At 63.0% G+C, this 20,563-nt stretch carries 18 protein-coding genes; 5 read left to right on the forward strand and 13 right to left on the reverse strand.

Annotated elements, in window-relative coordinates; translation table 11 throughout:
• Positions 1–162: 162 nt before the first annotated feature.
• Complete coding sequence (locus ACIP1G_RS11895; RefSeq protein WP_400736900.1) at positions 163–1,284, reverse strand: beta-ketoacyl-ACP synthase III; 1,122 nt, start codon at positions 1,282–1,284, stop codon at positions 163–165.
• Between the two features lie 237 nt (positions 1,285–1,521).
• A complete protein-coding gene (hrpA, locus tag ACIP1G_RS11900) occupies positions 1,522–5,427 on the reverse strand; it encodes an ATP-dependent RNA helicase HrpA (RefSeq protein WP_400736903.1) in 3,906 nt (1,301 codons plus the stop codon).
• Between the two features lie 534 nt (positions 5,428–5,961).
• On the opposite strand from hrpA, the gene ACIP1G_RS11905 reads away from it, so the two are divergent.
• A complete protein-coding gene (locus ACIP1G_RS11905) occupies positions 5,962–7,326 on the forward strand; it encodes a glutamine synthetase family protein (protein WP_400737106.1) in 1,365 nt (454 codons plus the stop codon).
• Between the two features lie 24 nt (positions 7,327–7,350).
• A complete protein-coding gene (locus ACIP1G_RS11910) occupies positions 7,351–8,658 on the forward strand; it encodes an NAD(P)/FAD-dependent oxidoreductase (RefSeq protein ID WP_400736906.1) in 1,308 nt (435 codons plus the stop codon).
• Between the two features lie 156 nt (positions 8,659–8,814).
• Here the strand turns inward: ACIP1G_RS11910 and fadD1 are convergent, their stop codons facing one another.
• Together fadD1 and fadD2 are read right to left on the reverse strand one after the other, a co-directional pair.
• Complete coding sequence (fadD1, locus tag ACIP1G_RS11915; protein ID WP_400736909.1) at positions 8,815–10,512, reverse strand: long-chain-fatty-acid--CoA ligase FadD1; 1,698 nt, start codon at positions 10,510–10,512, stop codon at positions 8,815–8,817.
• A gap of 333 nt (positions 10,513–10,845) precedes the next feature.
• Entirely contained in the window at positions 10,846–12,534 is a 1,689-nt protein-coding gene (fadD2, locus tag ACIP1G_RS11920; RefSeq protein ID WP_400736912.1) for a long-chain-fatty-acid--CoA ligase FadD2, read from the reverse strand.
• 218 nt (positions 12,535–12,752) lie between these two features.
• Here fadD2 and ACIP1G_RS11925 point away from each other — a divergent pair, with 218 nt between their 5' ends.
• Together ACIP1G_RS11925 and ACIP1G_RS11930 are read left to right on the forward strand one after the other, a co-directional pair.
• Positions 12,753–13,697, forward strand: coding sequence for a lysophospholipase (locus tag ACIP1G_RS11925; RefSeq protein ID WP_400736915.1), 945 nt, complete (start codon positions 12,753–12,755; stop codon positions 13,695–13,697).
• A gap of 34 nt (positions 13,698–13,731) precedes the next feature.
• On the forward strand, positions 13,732–14,202 hold the full coding sequence (locus ACIP1G_RS11930) for a MaoC family dehydratase (RefSeq protein ID WP_400736918.1): 471 nt from the start codon (positions 13,732–13,734) through the stop codon (positions 14,200–14,202).
• Between the two features lie 187 nt (positions 14,203–14,389).
• Here ACIP1G_RS11930 and ACIP1G_RS11935 read toward each other — a convergent pair whose 3' ends face one another.
• From ACIP1G_RS11935 to ACIP1G_RS11965, 7 genes are all read right to left on the reverse strand, one after another.
• Positions 14,390–15,628 carry an RNA polymerase sigma factor gene (locus ACIP1G_RS11935; RefSeq protein WP_400736921.1) on the reverse strand — a complete coding sequence of 413 codons (1,239 nt, stop codon included), beginning with the start codon at positions 15,626–15,628 and terminating at the stop codon, positions 14,390–14,392.
• A complete protein-coding gene (locus ACIP1G_RS11940; protein WP_400736924.1) occupies positions 15,628–16,113 on the reverse strand; it encodes an SRPBCC family protein in 486 nt (161 codons plus the stop codon). The genes ACIP1G_RS11935 and ACIP1G_RS11940 overlap by 1 nt, the downstream gene beginning before the upstream one ends.
• A 21-nt stretch (positions 16,114–16,134) precedes the next feature.
• A complete protein-coding gene (locus ACIP1G_RS11945) occupies positions 16,135–16,479 on the reverse strand; it encodes a YciI family protein (RefSeq protein ID WP_172233190.1) in 345 nt (114 codons plus the stop codon).
• A gap of 44 nt (positions 16,480–16,523) precedes the next feature.
• Entirely contained in the window at positions 16,524–16,949 is a 426-nt protein-coding gene (locus tag ACIP1G_RS11950) for a YybH family protein (RefSeq protein ID WP_400736927.1), read from the reverse strand.
• Positions 16,950–17,106: 157 nt separating this feature from the next.
• A complete protein-coding gene (locus ACIP1G_RS11955; RefSeq protein ID WP_400736930.1) occupies positions 17,107–17,439 on the reverse strand; it encodes a type II toxin-antitoxin system HicB family antitoxin in 333 nt (110 codons plus the stop codon).
• Complete coding sequence (locus tag ACIP1G_RS11960; RefSeq protein WP_400736932.1) at positions 17,436–17,690, reverse strand: type II toxin-antitoxin system HicA family toxin; 255 nt, start codon at positions 17,688–17,690, stop codon at positions 17,436–17,438. The genes ACIP1G_RS11955 and ACIP1G_RS11960 overlap by 4 nt, the downstream gene beginning before the upstream one ends.
• 139 nt (positions 17,691–17,829) lie before the next feature.
• Positions 17,830–18,087 carry a DUF2790 domain-containing protein gene (locus ACIP1G_RS11965; protein WP_003254632.1) on the reverse strand — a complete coding sequence of 86 codons (258 nt, stop codon included), beginning with the start codon at positions 18,085–18,087 and terminating at the stop codon, positions 17,830–17,832.
• Positions 18,088–18,405: 318 nt separating this feature from the next.
• Between ACIP1G_RS11965 and ACIP1G_RS11970 the strand changes: the two genes are divergently transcribed.
• Positions 18,406–18,810: a GNAT family N-acetyltransferase gene (locus ACIP1G_RS11970; RefSeq protein ID WP_400737109.1), complete on the forward strand. Its 405-nt coding sequence runs from the start codon at positions 18,406–18,408 to the stop codon at positions 18,808–18,810.
• On the opposite strand, the gene def is transcribed toward ACIP1G_RS11970, so the two are convergent.
• On the reverse strand, positions 18,765–19,301 hold the full coding sequence (gene def, locus ACIP1G_RS11975) for a peptide deformylase (RefSeq protein ID WP_400736934.1): 537 nt from the start codon (positions 19,299–19,301) through the stop codon (positions 18,765–18,767). The two genes, ACIP1G_RS11970 and def, sit on opposite strands and share 46 nt — an antisense overlap.
• On the reverse strand, positions 19,298–20,257 hold the full coding sequence (locus ACIP1G_RS11980) for a YihY/virulence factor BrkB family protein (protein ID WP_400736937.1): 960 nt from the start codon (positions 20,255–20,257) through the stop codon (positions 19,298–19,300). Before ACIP1G_RS11980 ends, def begins: the two co-directional genes overlap by 4 nt.
• Positions 20,258–20,563 lie beyond the last annotated feature (306 nt).

The raw sequence follows: 20,563 nt of genomic DNA on the forward strand, positions 1-20,563 counted from the left end.
TCTGCTTCAATTGAAGCGGGAAATGCCGACCCCATCCGGCGTTTCCCGCTTTTTTTTGCCTGGCAGAAATGCGCCGGCCTCTTCGCGGGTAAACCCGCTCCTACAAAGAACTGTGCAGGAGCGGGTTTACCCGCGAAGAGGCCGGTACAGGCGCCGAAAAACTCAGCGCTTGCGCAGAATCACGCTACCAATCGAATACCCCGCACCAAACGAGCTCAACACCCCCAGCGACCCCTTGGCCAGGTCATCCTGGTACAGGTGGAAAGCAATCACCGACCCCGCCGAACTGGTGTTGGCATAGCGGTCGAGAATCACCGGTGCATCTTCCTCGGCCACTTCACGCCCCAGCAGTTTCTTGACGATCAGGTGGTTCATGCTGAGGTTGGCCTGGTGCAGCCAGAAGCGCTTCACATCGCTCGGTTGCAGGCCATTTTCCTGCAGGTGTTCACCGATCAGCTCGGCCACCTTCGGGCACACTTCGCGGAACACCTTGCGGCCTTCCTGGATAAACAGCTTGTCCGCCGCGCCTTCACCCTCTTCCGCCGCACGGTTGAGGAAACCGAAGTTGTTGCGGATGTTGTTGGAGAACTCGGTCCACAGCTTGCTGCTGACGATTTCGAACTGGTGCGCCGAAGTGGCCTTGTCGGCACGTTCAAGCAATACGGCGGTGGCAGCATCGCCAAAGATGAAGTGGCTGTCGCGGTCACGGAAGTTCAGGTGCCCGGTGCACACTTCCGGGTTGACCATCAGCACCGCACGCGCCTGGCCCAGGGCCACGCTGTTGGCGGCGGTCTGGATGCCGAAAGTGGCCGACGAGCAAGCCACGTTCATGTCGAAGGCAAAGCCCTGGATACCCAACGCCTGTTGGACTTCGATGGCGATGGCCGGGTATGGGCGCTGCAGGTTGGAGCAGGCGACGATCACCCCGTCGACATCGGCCGCCGTGCGACCGGCGCGCTCCAGGGCCTGGCGGGCAGCGGCCACGGCCATTTCACAGAGTACTGAAGGCTCGTCGTTACTGCGCTCTGGCAGGCGCGGCTTCATGCGCTGCGGGTCGAGGATGCCGGCCTTGTCCATGACAAAGCGGCTCTTGATGCCCGAGGCCTTTTCGATGAACGCCGCATCGGACAGCGGCGCCGCGTCCACTTCACCGCGCCCGATGGCGGCGGCGTTGTCCTGGTTGAACCGCTGTGACCAGGCGTTGAAGGAGGCCACCAGTTCTTCGTTGGAAATGCTCTGGGCCGGGGTGTACAGGCCGGTGCCGCTGATCACGACGTTATGCACGGTCGTTCCTCTGGTCAAAGGCCATTGCCACGGGGCGCTGGCTGGAAATATGACAGGCTAGTGGCACTTTAGTGCCAATTCAGGGGCGAGGGCTGCGCCCTCGTTCGCGGGTGAACCCGCTCCTACAAAGGATCGCGCCGCCCGGAAGACAGTGCATACCCGTGTAGGAGCGGGTTCACCCGCGAAGGGCCGCAAAGCGGCCCCAAACTCACTGAAGTGTGCCACAAATCAAGGAAGTTAGCCCTCTACCTGACTCCACTGCTTGCTCAATCTTTTATCTGAAATCGGCACCTTGGTCCCCAGTTGCTGAGCAAACAGCGACACCCGGTATTCCTCCAGCCACCAGCGGTACAAAGTCAGCTGTTCATCGCGCTTGCCTTCCTGGGCATGCTTGTCGGCACGGGCCTTGTACTGCGCCCACAGGTTGGCCAGCTCGCCGCTCCACACCCGGTCCTTCTGCACTTGCGAACCCAGCTTCTCCAGGCGCAGCTCCACTGCCTTCAGATAACGCGGCAGCTCCTTGAACCATGCCCCAGGGGTTTCACGCACAAAGCCCGGGTACACCAGGTTGCCCAGCTGTTGCTTGATATCGTTCAGCGCCACCGCCTGGCTCAGGTCGATCTTGCCCTTGAAGCGCTTCTGCAACCCATGCCACAGCTTCAGCACTTCCAGGGTCTGCCGCGCCAGGCGTTCGGCGTGCTCAGCCCAGCTGCCGCGCTTGCGTTCGGCCAGCCCGGCCAGCGCCGCGCCGTCGCGTGGCAACGGCTGCTCACCCTCAAGAATGCAGCTGTCCAGGCTGGCCAGCAGGATGTCCTCGACCAGCGCTTCGACACGCCCCAGCTCGCGGTACAGCAGGCCCAGTTCGGTCAGCCCTGGCAGCTTGCCACGCAGGAACTTGGCCGGTTCTGCCAGCTGCTGCAACAACAGGCGCTGCAAGGCGCGGCGGTGCTGGAACTCGGCTTCGGCCTGGGTCGAGAAACGCCCTTCGCGCACGGTGCCATTCTCGTCCACCAGCGCCGGATAAACCGTCATCGACAGGCCGGCGATCTTCTGCTGGGTACTCTGCGCCACTTCGCTGAAGGCTTTGGCTTGTACCGGCTTCTCGGCGTCGGCATTACGCGGTACGGCCAGCGCCGCTTGGCTGGCGGCGACAAAGCGAGCCGTCAGTTCGGCCAGGTCGCGGCCTTCACCGAGGAACTTGCCCTGGCCATCGACCACCTCGATGTTCATGCGCAGGTGGCCTTCGACCAGGCTGACGGACTCGGCCCAGGCTTCGTCGGACACCCGCACCCCGGTCATGCGCAACAGCTCCTGGCCCAGGGCCTGGGGCAACGCGCCCTGGCCAAAGGTCATGCGCGCCAGCGAGGCCTTGACGAAGTCAGGCACCGGCACAAAGTTCTTGCGCAGGGCCTTGGGCAGGTTACGCACCAGCGCCACGCACTTGGCTTCGAGCAAGCCCGGTACCAGCCACTCCAGGCGCTCGCCCGGCAGGTTCGGCAACAGCGGTGCGGGAACGCGCACGGTCACGCCATCGCGGGGGTGCCCCGGTTCGAAGTGATAGGTCAATGACAAGCGCAGTTCGCCCACCTGCAGGCTGTCGGGGTACTGCGCCGCAGTGACTTCGCTGGCCTCACGGGCCAGCACATCCTCCTCGCGCATGATCAGCAGGCTGGCGTCTTTCTGGCTGCCCATGCGGTACCAGGCATCGAAGGTCGCGGTCTGGTGAATTTCTGCAGGCAGGCGCGCTTCGTAGAACGCATACAGCGTCTCTTCATCTGCCAGGATATCGCGCCGACGGGCCTTGGCCTCCAACTCGTCGAGCTGTTCCAGCAGGCGCTTGTTGGCCGCCAGGCACTTGGCCCGCGACTGGATTTCGCCACCCACCAGGCCTTCGCGGATAAACAGCTCGCGCGAAGTAACCGGGTCGATCGGCCCAAAGTGCACGGGCCGGCGGCCGACCAGGATCAGGCCGTACAGGGTGATCTGCTCATAAGCAACCACCTGCCCGCGCTTCTTCTCCCAGTGCGGCTCGAAGTGGTTCTTCTTGACCAGGTGGCCTGCCAGCGGCTCGATCCAGTCCGGCTCGATCTTGGCGACCATGCGCGCATACAGCTTGGTGGTTTCGACCAGTTCGGCGGCCATCACCCACTGCGGGCGCTTGCGCCCCAGGCCCGACGACGGGTGCACCCAGAAGCGCCGCTGGCGGGCGCCCTGGTAGTCGCCCTCTTCGGTCTTTTGGCCGATCTGGCTGAGCAGGCCGCTGAGGATGGCCTTGTGCATCTTCTGGTAGTCGGACGGTTCTTTATTCACCGTCAGCTGCAGGTCACGGCAGATCAGCGCCAGCTGGCGATGGGCATCGCGCCACTCGCGCAGGCGCAGGTAGTTCAGGAAGTGCTTGCGGCACCAGTTGCGCAGCGGGTTGGCGGTCAGCGCCTGGCGCTGTTCTTCAAAGCCACGCCACAGGTTGACCAGCGCGGCGAAGTCGGAGTCGACGTCCTTCCATTGCGCGTGTGCCTGGTCAGCGGCCTGCTGGCGCTCTGGCGGGCGTTCGCGCGGGTCTTGCACCGACAGCGCACTGGTGACGATCAACACTTCCTGCAGGCTGCCCTGGCGGGCGCCTTCCAGCAGCATGCGGCCCAGCCGCGGGTCGATCGGCAGGCGCGCCAGTTGGCGGCCGAGCGGGGTCAGCTGGTTCTCGCGGTTGACCGCCGACAGCTCCTGCAACAGGTTGAAGCCGTCGCTGATGGCCTTGCCATCCGGCGGTTCGATGAACGGGAAGGCATCGATTGCGCCCAGGCGCAGGTGCAGCATCTGCAGGATCACCGCCGCCAGGTTGGTACGCAGTATCTCCGGGTCGGTAAATGCTGGCCGGCCGTTGAAATCTTCTTCGCTGTAAAGGCGTACGCAGATGCCCGGTTCGACCCGGCCGCAACGGCCTTTACGCTGGTTGGCACTGGCCTGTGATACAGCCTCGATCGGCAGGCGCTGGACCTTGGCGCGGTAGCTGTAGCGGCTGATGCGCGCGGTACCGGTGTCGATCACATAGCGGATGCCTGGCACGGTCAGCGAGGTTTCGGCGACGTTGGTGGCCAGGATTACCCGGCGCCCGGTGTGCGACTGGAAAATGCGCTGCTGCTCGGCCGGCGACAGCCGTGCGTACAGCGGCAAGATCTCGGTATGGCGCAATTGCGCCTTGCGCAGGATCTCGGCGGCATCGCGAATTTCCCGCTCGCCCGGCAAGAAGATCAGCACATCGCCGGGGCCCTTGCCTTCACCGCGCTCGTGGTGAGCCAGCTCGTCCAGGGTGGCGAGGATGGCCTGGTCGACAGTGAGGTCGTCCTCGATCTGGTTGCCCTCTTCGTCCTGCTCGCTGGTCAGCGGGCGGTACCAGGTTTCCACCGGGAAGGTGCGGCCGGACACCTCGATGATCGGCGCGCCGTCGAAGTGCTTGGAGAAGCGCTCCAGGTCGATGGTCGCCGAGGTGATGATCAGCTTCAGGTCTGGCCGTCGGTGCAGCAGGGTCTTCAGGTAGCCGAGCAGGAAGTCGATGTTCAGGCTGCGTTCGTGGGCTTCGTCGACGATGATCGTGTCGTAGCGTTCGAGGAAACGGTCGTGCTGGGTTTCGGCCAGCAGGATGCCGTCGGTCATCAGCTTGACCAGGGTGTTGGCGTCGCTCTGGTCTTCAAAACGCACCTGGTAGCCGACCAGCCCGCCCAGCGGCGTGCCCAGTTCTTCGGCAACCCGCGCCGCCACGCTGCGTGCGGCGATCCGGCGCGGCTGGGTGTGGGCGATCAGGCCATGGCTGCCACGGCCCAGCTCCAGGCAGATCTTTGGCAGCTGGGTGGTCTTGCCCGAACCGGTTTCGCCGGCGATTACCAGCACCTGGTGTTCGGCCAGGGCCTTCTTGATTTCGTCACGCTTGGCGGCGATCGGCAGGCTGTCGTCGTAGCGTACGGTTGGCACGCTCTGCTGGCGCGCGGTGACCTGGGCACAGGAGGCCTGGACCTTTTCCACCCATTGCGCCAGCTTTGCCTCGTCGGGGCGCTTGCGCAGTTCGTGCAGTTGCCGGCGCAGGCGATGGCGGTCGGCGATCATGGCGTGGTCGAGGTTTTGCAGGAGTTTGTCGATGGCGTGGTCAGTCATGGGGCTTTTTAGTGATGCAGGTGGGCCTGCTTTCTCATGATCGGCATTCGAAGGATGCGCGATTGTCGCAGATTTGCCGGCTCTCTGCTGCCTGTCCCGGCCTCTTCGCGGGTGAACCCGCTCCTACAGGGACCGCACAACATTCGGCCTTGTTGCAATCCTGTAGGAGCGGGTTTACCCGCGAAGAGGCCAGCTGCAACGGCACAAATGTTTAGTCAGCCCCGACGTAAAGGTTGCCATTCACTGCTTTAATCAACCTTACGCCGCATGTGAGTATCAAAGGCATGACTCCCGTCCAGCCCATCGCCCCACCCTCGTCCCGCCCTTCGCTTCCGAAGGCCCGGAGCCGTGCCGGGGAAAATCCGCTGGTGCACATCATCCTCGCCTTCTGGGCCTTGTGGCACTGCCGCCACGCGCGCCCACCGGACACTTCACTCACGCCATTTTGACCAAACCCGGCCGCCGTCTGGCCGTTTGACTCAACTGGGCCGCCTCCCTGCGCGGTGGCCCTGTGCGCCCGTGAGCGAATCCATCATGCACTTTGCCCCTGTAGAGCAGGCCAGCCGTTTCCTGGCCGACAACCACGATATCGAGCTGTTCGAACTGTTCATCCTCGACGCCAACGGCGTACCCCGCGGCAAGCTGCTGCACCGCGACGAACTGCTGGCCGTGTACCAGACCGGCCGGCCGCTGCCCAGCACCATCCTTGGCCTTACCCTGAACGGCGACGACGTGGAAAACTCCGGCCTGGTGTGGGACGTGGGCGACATCGACTGCCGCGCCTACCCACTAGAAGGCAGCCTGGTGCGCCTGCCCTGGCGCCGGGTGCCGACCGCCGCCGTGCAGGTGAGCATGCACCCGAGCGAGGGCCTGCCGGCCAGCATCGCCGACCCACGCCATGTGCTGCTGCGTACCATCGACGCGCTGAAGGCCGACGGCTACCACCCGGTGATGGCCTGCGAGCTGGAGTTCTACCTGCTGGACCAACAGCGTGATGCCCAAGGCCGCCCACAGCCGGCACTGGACAATGACGGCGGCCGCCCACGCAGCACCCAGGTCTATGGCCTGCGCGAGCTGGAGCAGATCGAGCCATTCCTCGCCGACCTGTATGCCGCCTGCAAGGCCCAAGGCATCCCGGCGCGCACGGCGATTTCGGAGTACGCCCCAGGCCAGGTGGAAATCACCCTGGAGCACGGCGACGCCCTGCAAGCGATGGACCAGGCGGTGCGCTACAAGCGCCTGGTCAAAGGTGTGGCCCATGCCCACGGCATGCAGGCCTGCTTCATGGCCAAGCCGTTCGCACAGCTGGCTGGCACCGGCATGCACATGCACCTGAGCCTGGCCGACAGTGCCGGCAACAACCTGTTCGCCAGTGAAGACAAAGCCGGCACCCCGCTGCTACGCCAGGCGGTGGCCGGCATGCTGCGCCACCTGCGTGACTCGCTGTTGCTGTTCTGCCCCAACGCCAACTCGTTCCGCCGCTTCCAGGCCAACAGCTATGCACCGCTGGCGCCCACCTGGGGCGTGGACAACCGCACGGTGAGCCTGCGCGTGCCGGGCGGCCCGGCCAACAGCCGGCATGTCGAGCACCGTATCTGCGGCGCCGACGCCAACCCGTACCTCGCCGCCGCAGCGATCCTTGCCGCCAGCCATCGCGGCATCCGCGAACAGCTTGACCCGGGCGCACCCGTGGAAGGCAACGGCTACGCCCAGGCCACCGAACACCTGCCCACCGACTGGCTGACCGCCCTCGACGCCCTGCAGCATTCGCATTGGGCCCGCGAGGCATTGGGCGAGGACTTCCTCGGCGTGTACCTGAAGGTCAAGCGCGCTGAGTACCGCCAGTTCATGGCCGAAGTCAGCGAACAGGACTGGCGCTGGTACCTGCACCAGGCCTGAGCCCCTACAAAACAAGGAACACCCATGAACGCAGCATTGAACAAAGGCCCGGCGCAGCGCGCGCCGTCCTACTACAGCGCCAGCCTCAACGACCACACCGAATACCCGCAGCTCAAGGGCACGGTACAGGTGGATGTGGCCATCATCGGCGGCGGCTTCACCGGCGTGGCCACCGCAGTCGAACTGGCCGAGCGCGGCCTGAAGGTCGCCATCGTCGAAACCAACCGCATCGGCTGGGGCGCCAGCGGGCGTAATGGCGGCCAGGTCACCGGCAGCCTGTCGGGCGATGAAGCCATGCGCACGCAAATGCGCAATCGCCTGGGCGCCGAAGTGGACGATTTCATCTGGCACTTGCGCTGGCGCGGCCACCAGGTGATCGAGCAGCGCGTGGCGCGCTATGGCATCGACTGCGACCTCAAGCGCGGCCACCTGCATGCGGCGATGAAGCCCTCGCATATGCAAGAGCTGCGCGCCTTCGAGGCCGAAGCACGACGCCGCGGCATGGGCGAGCAGGTGCAACTGCTCGACCGCGCGGGGGTGGCCGAGCACCTGCAAAGCCCGCTGTACCAAGGTGCGCTGAAGAACCTGCGCAACCTGCACCTGCACCCGCTCAACCTGTGCCTGGGCGAAGCCCGTGCCGCGCATAGCCTGGGTGCACTGATTTTCGAGAATTCCGAGGTACTGGACATCGTCCACGGCCCGCGCCCGGCGGTAGTCACCGCCCACGGCCGGGTCGAAGCACGCCAGGTGATGCTGGCCGGCGATGTGTATCACAAACTGGAAAAACGCCAGCTCAAGGGCAAGATCTTCCCGGCCATGGGCGGCATCGTCACCACTGCACCGCTGGGCGAACTGGCCGAGCAGATCAACCCGCAAGACCTGGCGGTGTATGACTGCCGCTTCGTGCTCGACTACTACCGCCTGACCGCCGACAAACGCCTGCTGTTCGGCGGTGGCGCCAACTACTCCGGCCGTGACTCACGGGATATCGAAGGCGAACTGCGCCCGTGCATCGAACGCACTTTCCCGGCATTGAAGGGCGTGCCAATCGAGTTCCAGTGGAGCTGTGCCATGGGCATCGTGGTCAACCGCATCCCGCAACTGGGCAAGCTGTCGGATAACGTGTGGTATTGCCAGGGTTACTCGGGGCACGGCATTGCCACCAGCCACATCATGGGCGAGATCATGGCCGAAGCGTTGACCGGGACGCTGGAGAAGTTCGACACCTTCGCCCAGTGCAAGCATGTGCGGGTGCCGATGGGGGATTTGCTGGGGAACCCGCTGCTGGCGGCGGGGATGTGGTATTACCAGATGCTTGAGAAACTGCGCTGAATCCAGACTACGCAACCTTTGTAGGAGCGGCCTTGTGTCGCGATCGGGCCGCGAAGCGGCCCCAGGTTCTCAGCCGTGATGCTGAAATTTCTGGGGCCGCTTCGCGGCCCGATCGCGACACAAGGCCGCTCCTACAGGGACCGCGCAAACCAGGGGTTAGGCGATCTTCTTCAAGCCCTGCTTCTTCAGCTCTTCATCACGCAGCTCGCGGCGCAGGATCTTGCCCACGTTGGTGGTCGGCAGCGAGTCGCGGAACTCGATCTGGCGCGGCACCTTGTAGCCGGTGACATTGGCACGCATGTGCTCCATCACCTGCTCCTTGGTCACGGTCATGCCCGGCTTGACCACGATGAACACCTTGATCACTTCGCCCGACTTCTCGTCCGGCACACCAATGGCTGCACACTGCAATACGCCCGGCAGGGCCGCCAGCACGTCTTCCAGCTCGTTGGGGTACACGTTGAAACCGGAGACCAGGATCATGTCCTTCTTGCGGTCGACGATACGCATGTAGCCGTCAGGCTGGATCAAGGCGATGTCACCGGTCTTCAGCCAGCCTTGGCTGTCGAGGATCTCGGCAGTGGCGTCTTCGCGCTGCCAGTAGCCCTTCATTACCTGCGGGCCCTTGACGCACAACTCGCCCACTTCGCCCAGCGGCAGCTCGTTGCCAGCGTCGTCGATAACCTTGCACAGGGTCGATGGCACCGGAATACCGATGGTGCCAACCTGGTTGGCCTCGGCCGGGTTCACCGCCGCCACCGGGCTGGTCTCGGTCATGCCGTAGCCTTCGCAGATGGCGCAACCGGTCACGGCCTTCCAGCGCTCGGCCACGCTCAGTTGCAGGGCCATGCCGCCAGACAGGGTGATCTTCAGCGCCGAGAAGTCCAGCGCACGGAAGGCCTCGTTGTTGCACAGGGCAACGAACAGGGTGTTGAGGCCGACAAAGCCGCTGAACTTCCACTTGCCCAGTTCCTTGACCATGGCCGGCAGGTCACGCGGGTTGCTGATCAGCACGTTGTGGTTGCCAATCAGCATCATGGCCATGCAATGGAAGGTAAAGGCGTAGATGTGGTACAGCGGCAGCGGGGTGATGAGGATTTCGCAGCCTTCGTGCAGGTTCGAGCCCATCAGCGCCCGGCACTGCAGCATGTTGGCCACCAGGTTGCGATGGGTCAGCATCGCGCCCTTGGCCACGCCCGTGGTACCGCCGGTGTACTGCAGCACCGCCACGTCGTTGGCCTGCGGGTTGGCCTCGGTCACCGGCTGGCCCTTGCCCAGCGCCAGCGCGTCGTTGAAGCGTACGGCACGCGGCAGGTTGTAGGCCGGCACCATCTTCTTCACGTACTTGATCACGCTGTTGATCAGCAAGCGCTTGAGCGGCGGCAGCAGGTCGGCCACTTCGGTGACGATAACGTGCTTGACCTGGGTCTTGGGCACCACCTTCTCGGCCAGGTGGGCCATGTTGGCCAGGCACACCAGGGCCTTGGCGCCGGAGTCGTTGAACTGGTGTTCCATCTCCCGCGCGGTGTACAGCGGGTTGGTGTTGACCACGATCAGCCCGGCACGCATGGCACCGAATACCGCGACCGGGTATTGCAGGACATTGGGCAGCTGCACGGCAATGCGGTCACCCGGCTTGAGGTCGGTATGCTGCTGCAACCAGGCGGCAAACGCCCCCGACAGCGCATACAACTCGCCATAAGTGATAGTCTTGCCCAGGTTGCTAAAGGCCGGTTTGTCGGCAAAGCGTTGGCAGGATTGCTTGAGTACCGCCTGGATATTGGGGAATTCGTCAGGATTGATTTCCGCCGTAATCCCGGCTGGGTACTTATCCTTCCAAAAATTTTCAATCATGGAAGCCCACTCCTTCAGCAACAGCGAAGTTCGATTCACGCGTCGATGCGCTTATTATTGATATGAGATGACGGCTCGTTGCAAACCGTATCATCTGAAAGCGGGCCGAGAGTAACAGCTTTGCCTGGGGTCGCCTAGAGGCCAAAACAGGCCTTATGGTCACAAAAATGACTCAATGAACAATACAGGTCATTTTTAGAGTAATTATCCAAAATGTCGCAGATCAGGCTGTATTCAGCCTGTTAGAGCGGTTTGAAGGCATTCGCGGGTAAACCCGCTCCTACACAGGACGGTGTAGGAGCGGGTTTACCCGCGAAAAAGCCAACACCTAACTCAAGCTATATCACGCAACTCCCGCCGCAGAATCTTGCCCACCGGCGTCATCGGCAGCGACTCGCGCAGCACGATGTGCTTGGGCACCTTGTAGCCGGTGAAGTTGGCCTTGCAGTAGGCCTTCAGTTCATCCACGCTCAACCCGCCTTCACGCGGCACCACGAACAGCTTCACCGCCTCGCCAGAGCGCTCGTCCGGTACGCCGATGGCCGCGCAGTTGGCGACCTTGGGGTGGCCCATTACCACGTCCTCGATCTCGTTGGGGTACACGTTGAAGCCCGAGACGATGATCATGTCCTTCTTGCGGTCGACGATGCGGGTGAAGCCGTCCGGGTCGATCACCGCGATGTCGCCGGTCTTGAACCAGCCGTCCGCATCCAGAGCCTGGGCGGTGGCCTCGGGCTGCTGCCAGTAGCCCTTCATCACCTGCGGGCCCTTGATGCACAGCTCGCCCCGCTCGCCCAGCGGCATTTCATTGCCGTCATCGTCGATTACCTTGAACGCAGTGCCTGCCACCGGGATGCCCACCGTGCCCAGGCGCGCCAGCTGGCCATAAGGGTTGGTGCTGGCCACCGGCGAGGTTTCGGTCAGGCCGTAGCCTTCAACGATGCGGCAACCGGTCAGGTCTTCCCAGCGGTCGGCGGTGGCCTTGACCAGCGCCGTGCCGCCGGAGTTGGTCACCTTCAGCGCCGAGAAGTCCAGCTGGCGGAAGCCCGGGTGGTCCATCAGCGCGACAAACAGGGTATTGAGCCCCAGCAAGGCAGAGAAACGCCACTTGCCCAGCTCCTTGATGAAGCCGGCAATGTCCCGTGGGTTGGTGATCAGTACGTTATGGTTGCCGGTAACCATCATGCACATGCAATTCGCGGTAAAGGCATAGATGTGGTACAGCGGCAGCGGGGCGATCATCACCTCCTGGCCGTCCTTGAGCAGCTTCTGCCCGTCCGGACCGTGCTGCGAGAAGCAGGCCAGTACCTGCAGCATGTTGGCCACCAGGTTGCCGTGGGTGAGCATGGCGCCCTTGGCCAGGCCGGTGGTGCCGCCGGTGTATTGCAGCACGGCGATGTCGTCCAGGCTCAGCGGCACCGGCTTGGGCGACAGCTCGCGGCCCTGGCGCAGCACCTGCTTGAACGGCACCGCCTGGGGCAGCTGGTAGGCCGGCACCATTTTCTTCAGCTTGTCGACCACGGTGTTGACCAGCCAGCCCTTGGCGGTGGGCAGCAGGTCGCCCATCTTCGCCTCGATCAGGTACTCGATGCCGGTGTCGGGCAGTACCTCCTGCACGCGCTTGCCGAACATGTTCAGGTACACCAGCGCACGCGCGCCGCTGTCCTTGAACTGGTGGCGCATCTCGCGCTCGGTGTACAGCGGGTTGGTGTTGACCACGATCAGGCCCGCGCGCATGGCACCGAACACAGCGATTGGGTACTGCAGCACGTTGGGCATCTGCACCGCGATGCGGTCGCCCGGCTTGAGGTCGGTGTGCTGCTGCAACCAGGCGGCGAAGGCCGCCGAGTGGCGCTCCAGCTCCGCGTAGGTCAGGGTCACGCCCAGGTTGCTGAACGCCGGGCGGTCGGCAAAGCGCTTGCAGGAGCGCTCGAACACCTCGACAACCGAGGCGTAGGCATTGATGTCGATGGTGGAAGGCACGCCCGCCGGGCGCTTGTCATTCCAGAAGTCGGCTTGCATTTATTATTGTTCCTCTGCCTGGACCTGCACTGCGTCCTTTAGTCCTTTACCTGATTGCCTACCGGCAAAAAGGCGTTGATCCGACGTTAGCAGGTAAGCCCGAGGTGGCATATACGCCAAGTGCCGCCATTAACATTGTGAATCTTATTTGTGCCCTTCCTGCAATCTGGCCGGTTGTGCATACACTGTCCGGGTACCTGTGCGCACAAGGACCCGCCATGCCCCACGACGCCTTCTGGCTGCCCGCCAGCGAGCACTGCAGCCTGTATGTGCACCAATGGCTGCCTGCCAAACCGGTAAAAGCCGCGGTGCTGCTGGCCCATGGCATGGCCGAACATGCCGGGCGCTACCAGCGCCTGGGCCATGCCCTGAGCGAGGCTGGCTTTGCCCTGTTCGCGGCCGACCAGCGCGGGCATGGGCGTACCGCCGAACTGGGCAGCCTCGGCCTGTTCGCCCGCCATCATGGCTGGAATGCCGTGGTCAACGACCTCGGGCTGCTGGCCCAGCACATCGGCCAGCAGTACCCCTGCACGCCGCTGTTCCTGTTCGGCCACAGCATGGGCAGCTACATCGCCCAGGCCTACCTGCTGCACCACAGCGCCAGCCTGCACGGGGCGGTACTCAGCGGCTCCAACTACCAGCCGGCGGCGTTGTACCGCGTGGCACGGCTGATTGCCCGGCTGGAAGCCTGGCGCCAGGGGCCGCTGGGCAAGAGCGCGCTGATCGAGTGGTTGTCGTTCGGCTCGTTCAACAAGGCCTTCAAGCCCAACCGCACGGCATTCGACTGGCTAAGCCGCGACCCGGCCGAGGTCGACCTGTACGTCAACGACCCACTGTGCGGCTTTCGCTGCAGCAACCAGTTGTGGCTCGACCTGCTGCAAGGCTTGGCGCAGATCAGCCAGGCGAGTAACCTCGCGCAGATCGATCCGAACCTGCCGATGCTGGTGCTCGGTGGGGAATGTGATCCGGTCAGTGCCGGCAAGCGTCTCACCCATCTGGCCGACGCCCTGCGCGCGACCGGCAATCGACATGTACAACTGCGCGTCTATCCTGAAGCGCGGCATGAAGTACTCAACGAAACCAACCGTGACGAGGTCACCGCCGATATTCTCGGCTGGCTCGAACAGGCACTGGCCCTTGGCCGCCCTGTGCGCAGTGAATGATAGCCGCCCTCGCCTACCGCTTAAGGAAGCCCCGATGTCCCAGGTCACCAACACGCCTTACGAAGCCCTCGAAGTAGGTCAGAAGGCGGAATACAAGAAGTCCGTCGAAGAACGCGACATCCAGCTGTTTGCCGCGATGTCCGGTGACCACAACCCGGTGCACCTGGACGCCGAGTTCGCGGCCGGTACCATATTCCGCGAGCGTATTGCCCACGGCATGTTCAGTGGCGCGCTGATCAGTGCCGCGGTGGCCTGCACCCTGCCTGGCCCGGGCACCATCTACCTGGGCCAGAAAATGAGCTTCCAGAAACCGGTGAAAATTGGCGATACCCTGACTGTGCGCCTGGAAATCCTCGAGAAGCTGCCCAAGTTCAAGGTGCGCATCGCTACCAATGTGTACAACCAGAATGAAGAGCTGGTGGTCGAGGGCGAGGCCGAGATCCTCGCGCCACGCAAGCAGCAGACTGTCGAGCTGGTATCGCCGCCGAACTTTGTGGCTAGCTGAAGAGTGATGTAAACAGTACCGGCCTCTTCGCGGGTAAACCCGCTCCCACAGGATCTCCACCGCCTCGAATTCTGTGCAATCCCAATGGGAGCGGGCTCACCCGCTCCCATAGGATCTCCACCGCCTCGAATTCTGTGCAATCCCTGTGGGAGCGGGTTCACCCGCGAAGAGGCCGGCCCAGCGAATATCATTCAATACTCTGTAACCGCCGCTCGATATGCCTACGCTCGGGCTCCTGCCGGGTCAGCGCCAGCGCCTGCCGCCACGCCGCACGCGCCTCTTCTATCTGCCCCAACTGGTAATGCAACTCGCCCCGCGCCGCATGCGCCAGGTGATAGTCCAGCAACTCCCCCCGCGACAGAATCCCTTCGACAACCCGCAAGCCAACCGCCGGCCCGGCCCGCTTGGCCAACGCCACAGCCCGGTTCAGCTCTACCACGACCGACGGCCAATGCCGCTGCAACACGTCATACAGCCCGACGATTTCAGCCCAATCCGTTTCTTCAGCCGTTGCAGCTTCGGCATGCACTGCAGCAATCGCCGCCTGCAGGCTATAGGCACCGAAGCCCCTGCTCTGCAGGGCCTGGCGCACCAGCTCGCAGCCTTCGGCAATGCGCTGCCGGTCCCACAGGCTACGGTCCTGCTGCTCTAGCAGCACCAGGTTACCCTGGGCATCGGCACGTGCCCGCTGCCGGGACGCCTGCAGCAGCATCAAGGCCAGCAGGCCGACCGCCTCTGGGTCGGGCAACAACTGCACCAGTAACCGTGCCAGGCGAATGGCTTCATCGCTCAGCTCCTGTTGCAGCAGCGCCTCGCCCGACGACGCCGAATACCCCTCGTTGAACACCAGGTAGATCACCCGCAAAACGCTCTCCAGGCGCTCGGGCAGCTCGTTCAGTTCCGGCACCTGGTAAGGGATGCCGGCATCGCGGATCTTGGCCTTGGCGCGGACGATGCGCTGGGCGATCGTCGCCGGGCTTTGCAGGAAGGCGCGGGCAATCTGCTCGGTGGTCAGGTCGCAGACTTCGCGCAAGGTCAGCGGTACCTGGGCATCAGCCGCCAGTGCAGGGTGGCAACAGGTGAAGATCAGCCGCAGGCGGTCATCCGCCAGCAGTTCTTCTTCACTGGGGTCTTGCGCCTGGCCGTCGAGCAGCATGCTCAGGTCGGCCTGGGAGCGGTCGAAGCGGGCGCGCCGGCGCAGCGCATCAATGGCCTTGAAGCGCCCGGTGGAAACCAGCCATGCCCGCGGGTTGTCGGGGATGCCGTCGCGCTGCCAGCGCTCGACGGCGATGAAGAAGGCATCGTGCATGGCCTCCTCGGCCAGGTCGAAATCACCCAGCAGGCGAATCAGCGTCGCCAGTATGCGCCGCGATTCCCCCCGGTACACCGCCTCGACTGCAGCGCGTACCTGCGCCAGTGCCGCCATCAGTCAGGCATCCGCTGGGTGACCACCTCCACCAGGCGGTCCAGGCTTTCTCCCCAGCCCTGGTGGAAGCCCATTTCCTCATGGGCCCGGCAATCAGCGGCATTCCAATGCCAGGCACGGGCGGTGTAGCGGGTTTTGCCTTGCTCTTCGTCAAAGCTGATCACGGCGGTCATGAAAGCCTTGTTCGACGGCACCCAACCGGGGCCGAAGGCGTCGGTGAACACCAGCCGGCGCGGCGCGGCAATTTCCAGGAACACGCCCTGGTTCGGGTACTCGCTGCCATCCGGCGCCCGCATCACGGTGCGGAACAAGCCACCGGTCCACAACTGCATCTCGCACTCCGGGGTGGTCATGCCGTGCGGCCCCCACCACTGCATCAGCCACTGGGGCTCGGTCCAGGCGCGGAACACCTTGGCCGGCGGCGCGTCGATCAGGCGGCTGATGGACAACTCGTGTTGCGCTTGCGCAGGTTGTGCAAGGCTCATGCTGGTGGTTCTCCGTGGCTGTCAGGGTTGCAGTTCGCGTACCGGTCGCACCTCGACACTGCCGACGCGTGCGGCGGGGATGCCCTTGGCGATGTTCAGTGCTTCGTTCAAGTCGCGGGCCTCTACCAGGTAAAAACCGGCCAACTGCTCCTTGGTTTCGGCGAACGGGCCGTCGGTCAGGCTCATGTGCCCGTTGCGCATGCGCACCGTGGTGGCCGTCTGCACCGGCTTCAACGCCTCGGCCGCCAGCATTCGCCCCGAGCCGTGGATGGCTTCGGCGTAGGCCATGCACTCGGCGTCTTCCGGGCTGTCGGGCAGGCTGTGCAGCAGCCCTTCGTCACAATAGACCAGGCACAGGTATTTCATGGTCGCCTCCAGGGCATTGGCAAAGTGCGTTTGGCGATAACGGCTCAGGGCTTGAGATCGAACAGGGCTTTTTGCGTTTCCATGTCGAATGGCGCCGACCAGTGTTCATGGATTACCTGCCACTGCCCACCTTGGCGACGATAGCCCACGGTGGCACGCATGAAGCCGCACTGGCTGGCGTCGTCTGCCGGGCCGCAGCGGTTAAGCCAGTGGGCCAGGGCCAGGTCGCCGGCGGCATGCACGGTAAGTTCGGCAAGTTCGAAGACCATGGCGCCGGGGCACATGTTCATGCACATTTCCCAGTGCGCCGTGTACACGGCCTTGCCTTTGAATTGCAGGGACTGGATGGCATCGAAGGCAACGATGTCGTCGGCATAGGGGGCGATGATGTTGGGGATGTCGCGATCGCGCACGGCCTGCATCCAGCGCTCGATCAGTTGGCGGATCTCGGTTTCGGCTGCGGTGCTCATCGGGGGTTCCTCCGACAGGTCATAGGGTTTTGACACGCTGTGGAGCGTGCCTTCACCTATGGTCGACTGGGAATCGGGAGAATCGACAGGCGTTGGAAATTATTCTGCTCTAGTGATGGCAGAAAATTGCTGAGGCGCAGCCGGGAAGCAGGCTGGATCAGGCCATTGCGGCCTGTTCAAAGACCTCGTCGGCCCACTGGTTGAGGCTTTTGCCGGCAGCACGGGCAGCGACACTGGCAGCGGCATGAACTTCAGGCCGGATACGCAGCATCACTTTGCCCGAGGCCGGCTTTTCCGGGACGATGCCCTGTTCTGCACAATCGGCCAGGTAGTCTTCCAGCGCATCGCGAAATGCATCATGCAGCTCGGGCACCGAGCTTGCGTGAAAACTGATGATGTCACGCATACCGAGCACACGGCCGACGAAGATATCGTCACGCGCGTCGTACTCGATACGGGCGGCGTAGCCTTTGTAGCGCATGCAACTCATGTCCTGACTCCTGCCCGCAAGAGAAATTCACGGGCTTCTTCAATCTGATACCGCTTGGCTTCTTTACCTGGATGAGGCCGGTGGCACCTCCAGCATTGGCCACCAAGCATCATCTTGACTCTCGAACCTTGGCGCTCGAGCACCTGGCCACCCAGATGGAGTATCAATGCCTCGATCTCGGAGAAAGCCAACGACGCCGTGGTCGGCGATCGGAAAACTGCATCAAGAATTTTGCGGTATCGAGTATTCATCGAAAAATGCTATCAAATAAAGATAGCACTTTTTCCTCGATATTCGTTCAGGATTTTACACGGCTTACATCGGGATACGGTTGATGGCCCCTCGCAGCAAGACAACGACGGGGGCCATCACTACCAGACAGCGCTCTGATCAACCCTGCTGGCAACCTTCCCCCATGGCACGGTACTGAATGGTGTGCACCTGGCCCTGGTGGTCTTCGTAGGTCATGGTCGCAGGTACCACTTCGCAGACATTGGGGATGGTCGACAGGTTGATCACCCGCTTGATGTCCAGGTTCATGGAGTAGTCGTACTGCTGGGCCACAGGCTCGCTGGAGACAGGTTTGGCCTCATCGGCAAGGGCGAACGAGGACATACCGACCAATGCAAGAATCAGTAATGGTTTCATGTGGGTTTGCCTTTTGAGCATTCAAGCTGATCGATTGACTTCTATTGCCGCAAGCGGCGCGGAGAAGTTGCCATCTACGGTGAAGATGGCACGAAGTACCGATCCCGCTTCGTACTGCCAGGGGGGATATGTAAAAGTCTACTCCCGGCCTGGAATAGTTGAACCCCGGAGTCGGATATTCACCCTTGCCGGTTTTGCAACAATCTGCGACAAAACGGCTGCAAATCAGCGGGCCAGAGCCCCTGGCCACTTTTAAAGGTAGGACTCGCCATTTCTGAAATTTTGTCCTGTTCGAAACTTTCGGACACAGAACGCCGGCTGCTGGACCACTTTTACCGCCAGCACGGCTCGCGCATGCGTGCTGCGGGCGATGCCGAGCTATGGGTGGCGCGGAGCCCGGGCATCATTGCCGGCCTGAGCCTGAGTACGGTGGGCGAGGGATTCTGGCTGACCGGCCTGTTCATCGACCCGCAGCGGCGCAGCCAGGGGGTGGCCGCGCGGTTGGTCGAAGCAGCACTGGCACAGGTTGACGGGCCTACCTGGCTGTTCTGCCACCCGGACCTGCTGCCCTTCTACCAGCAGCTGGGGTTCGACTTGGCCCAGCAGCTGCCAGAAGCCCTGGCTGGGCGCCTGCAGCGCTACCAGCGCAGCAAACGCCTGGTGGCGCTGCAACGGAGTCAGTCGTCGCTGACGTCGAGCCCGGGGAACAGCACCTCGGTGTAGCCGAACTTGGCAAAGTCCTGGATGCGCGAGGGGTACAGCCGGCCGATCAGGTGGTCGCACTCGTGCTGCACCACCCGCGCGTGGAAGCCGTCGGCGAAGCGGTTGATCGGCTTGCCCTGGGGGTCGAGGCCTTCGTAGCAGATGTGTTTGAAGCGCGGTACCACGCCACGCAGGCCGGGCACCGACAGGCAACCTTCCCAGCCGTCCTCGACCTCGGTGGAGGTTGGCGTGATCACCGGGTTCAGCAGGATGGTCTGCGGCACCGCCTCGGCATCCGGGTAACGCTCGCTGCGCTCGAAACCAAAGATCACCAGCTGCAGGTCGATGCCGATTTGCGGTGCAGCCAGGCCCACGCCGCCCACGTGGTGCATGGTTTCGAACATGTCGTCGATCAGTTGCTGCAGTTCGGCACTGCCAAACATGTGTTCGGGCACTGGCGGGGCGATGCGCAGCAGGCGTTCATCGCCCATCTTGAGAATGTCACGGATCATCTGGGGTTCGGCTCTTCAGGTTCGGGCTCGCTCGCAATCGGGTGCTCATGGCCCAGCACGGTAATGGTCTCGCCAGGCTTGTGCCCCTCGAAATCCTTTTCGCCAGGGTTCTTGCCCTCGCTGGACATGTGCTCGATCACTGCGTTCATTTCCGCGCCCAACAGCAACACGGCAGCGGAAATATAGAAATACAGCAATAACACGATGATTGCACCGATACTGCCGTACATGGCGTTGTAGTCGGCAAAGGTTTTCACGTAGTAGGCAAAGCCCAACGACGCCAGGATCCACACCACCACCGCCAGCACCGAACCTGGGGTGATGAAGCGAAACTGCTGTTTCACATCGGGCATCACGTAGTAGATCAGCGCCACCGCCACCATCATGAGGATGATGATTGCCGGCCAGCGCAGAATGGTCCACACCGTGACGATCACCTCTTGCATGCCCACCTGGGCGGCAATCCATTCCATCACCTGCGGCCCCAGCACCATCAGCGCTGCGGCCACCAGCAACATGCCGGCGATGCCGACGGTGTAGATGATCGACAGTGGAATGCGCTTCCATACCGGGCGCCCCTCGGGCACGTCGTAGGCGGCGTTCATGGCGCTCATCATCAGGCGCACACCGGCCGATGCCGTCCACAGGGCAATCACGATACCCACCGACAGCAACCCGCCCTTGGACTGCTGCAACTGGTCGATTACCGGGTTCACCTGCTCCAGCGCTTGCGGCGGCAGTACCAGTTCCGATTGCAGACGTAGCCAGGAGAAGAAGTCTGGCAGGTGCAAGAAACCGATCAGGGCAATCAGGAACAGCAGGAACGGGAACAGCGAAAACAGCATCTGGTAGGCCAGTGCGGAAGCATAGGTCGACATTTCGTCGTCGAGGAATTCCTTGACGGTGCGTACCAGCACGCGGTGCAGGGGCAGGCCGCGCAGGTCGGGGAAAATCATAGCGTCTCCTTTCGCCGCTTGATTGTTACAACAGGCAAGTTTAATAGACCATGCCGATGCTGTGCTGCTCCCGGCCATGCTTGAAGAATTTGCTTACGGCAGTTCCGGCCTATTCGCGGGTTAACCCGCTCCTACAACGGCCGGCGTATACCTGTTCCGGCCTCTTCGCGGGTGAACCCGCTCCTACAACGGCCGGCGTATACCTGTTCCGGCCTCTTCGCGGGTGAACCCGCTCCTACAACGGCCGGCGTATACCTGTTCCGGCCTCTTCGCGGGTGAACCCGCTCCTACAACGGCCGGCGTACG

It is taken from the genome of Pseudomonas sp. NPDC089392 (genome assembly GCF_044749595.1).
In the GTDB taxonomy this organism is placed as follows: domain Bacteria; phylum Pseudomonadota; class Gammaproteobacteria; order Pseudomonadales; family Pseudomonadaceae; genus Aquipseudomonas.

Excerpts from the sequence above, each read along its gene's own strand:
- ACIP1G_RS11950 (WP_400736927.1), bottom strand. The coding sequence starts at position 16,949 with ATGAGCACCGCAGCCGAAACCGAGATCCGCCAACTGATCGAGCGCTGG.
- def (WP_400736934.1), bottom strand. The coding sequence starts at position 19,301 with ATGATCCGTGACATTCTCAAGATGGGCGATGAACGCCTGCTGCGCATC.
- ACIP1G_RS11955 (WP_400736930.1), bottom strand. The coding sequence starts at position 17,439 with ATGAGTTGCATGCGCTACAAAGGCTACGCCGCCCGTATCGAGTACGAC.
- fadD1 (WP_400736909.1), bottom strand. The coding sequence starts at position 10,512 with ATGATTGAAAATTTTTGGAAGGATAAGTACCCAGCCGGGATTACGGCG.
- ACIP1G_RS11980 (WP_400736937.1), bottom strand. The coding sequence starts at position 20,257 with ATGATTTTCCCCGACCTGCGCGGCCTGCCCCTGCACCGCGTGCTGGTA.
- ACIP1G_RS11960 (WP_400736932.1), bottom strand. The coding sequence starts at position 17,690 with ATGAATACTCGATACCGCAAAATTCTTGATGCAGTTTTCCGATCGCCG.
- ACIP1G_RS11935 (WP_400736921.1), bottom strand. The coding sequence starts at position 15,628 with ATGGCGGCACTGGCGCAGGTACGCGCTGCAGTCGAGGCGGTGTACCGG.
- ACIP1G_RS11925 (WP_400736915.1), top strand. The coding sequence starts at position 12,753 with ATGCCCCACGACGCCTTCTGGCTGCCCGCCAGCGAGCACTGCAGCCTG.
- ACIP1G_RS11905 (WP_400737106.1), top strand. The coding sequence starts at position 5,962 with ATGCACTTTGCCCCTGTAGAGCAGGCCAGCCGTTTCCTGGCCGACAAC.
- ACIP1G_RS11945 (WP_172233190.1), bottom strand. The coding sequence starts at position 16,479 with ATGAAATACCTGTGCCTGGTCTATTGTGACGAAGGGCTGCTGCACAGC.
- ACIP1G_RS11930 (WP_400736918.1), top strand. The coding sequence starts at position 13,732 with ATGTCCCAGGTCACCAACACGCCTTACGAAGCCCTCGAAGTAGGTCAG.
- hrpA (WP_400736903.1), bottom strand. The coding sequence starts at position 5,427 with ATGACTGACCACGCCATCGACAAACTCCTGCAAAACCTCGACCACGCC.
- ACIP1G_RS11940 (WP_400736924.1), bottom strand. The coding sequence starts at position 16,113 with ATGAGCCTTGCACAACCTGCGCAAGCGCAACACGAGTTGTCCATCAGC.
- ACIP1G_RS11910 (WP_400736906.1), top strand. The coding sequence starts at position 7,351 with ATGAACGCAGCATTGAACAAAGGCCCGGCGCAGCGCGCGCCGTCCTAC.
- ACIP1G_RS11965 (WP_003254632.1), bottom strand. The coding sequence starts at position 18,087 with ATGAAACCATTACTGATTCTTGCATTGGTCGGTATGTCCTCGTTCGCC.
- fadD2 (WP_400736912.1), bottom strand. The coding sequence starts at position 12,534 with ATGCAAGCCGACTTCTGGAATGACAAGCGCCCGGCGGGCGTGCCTTCC.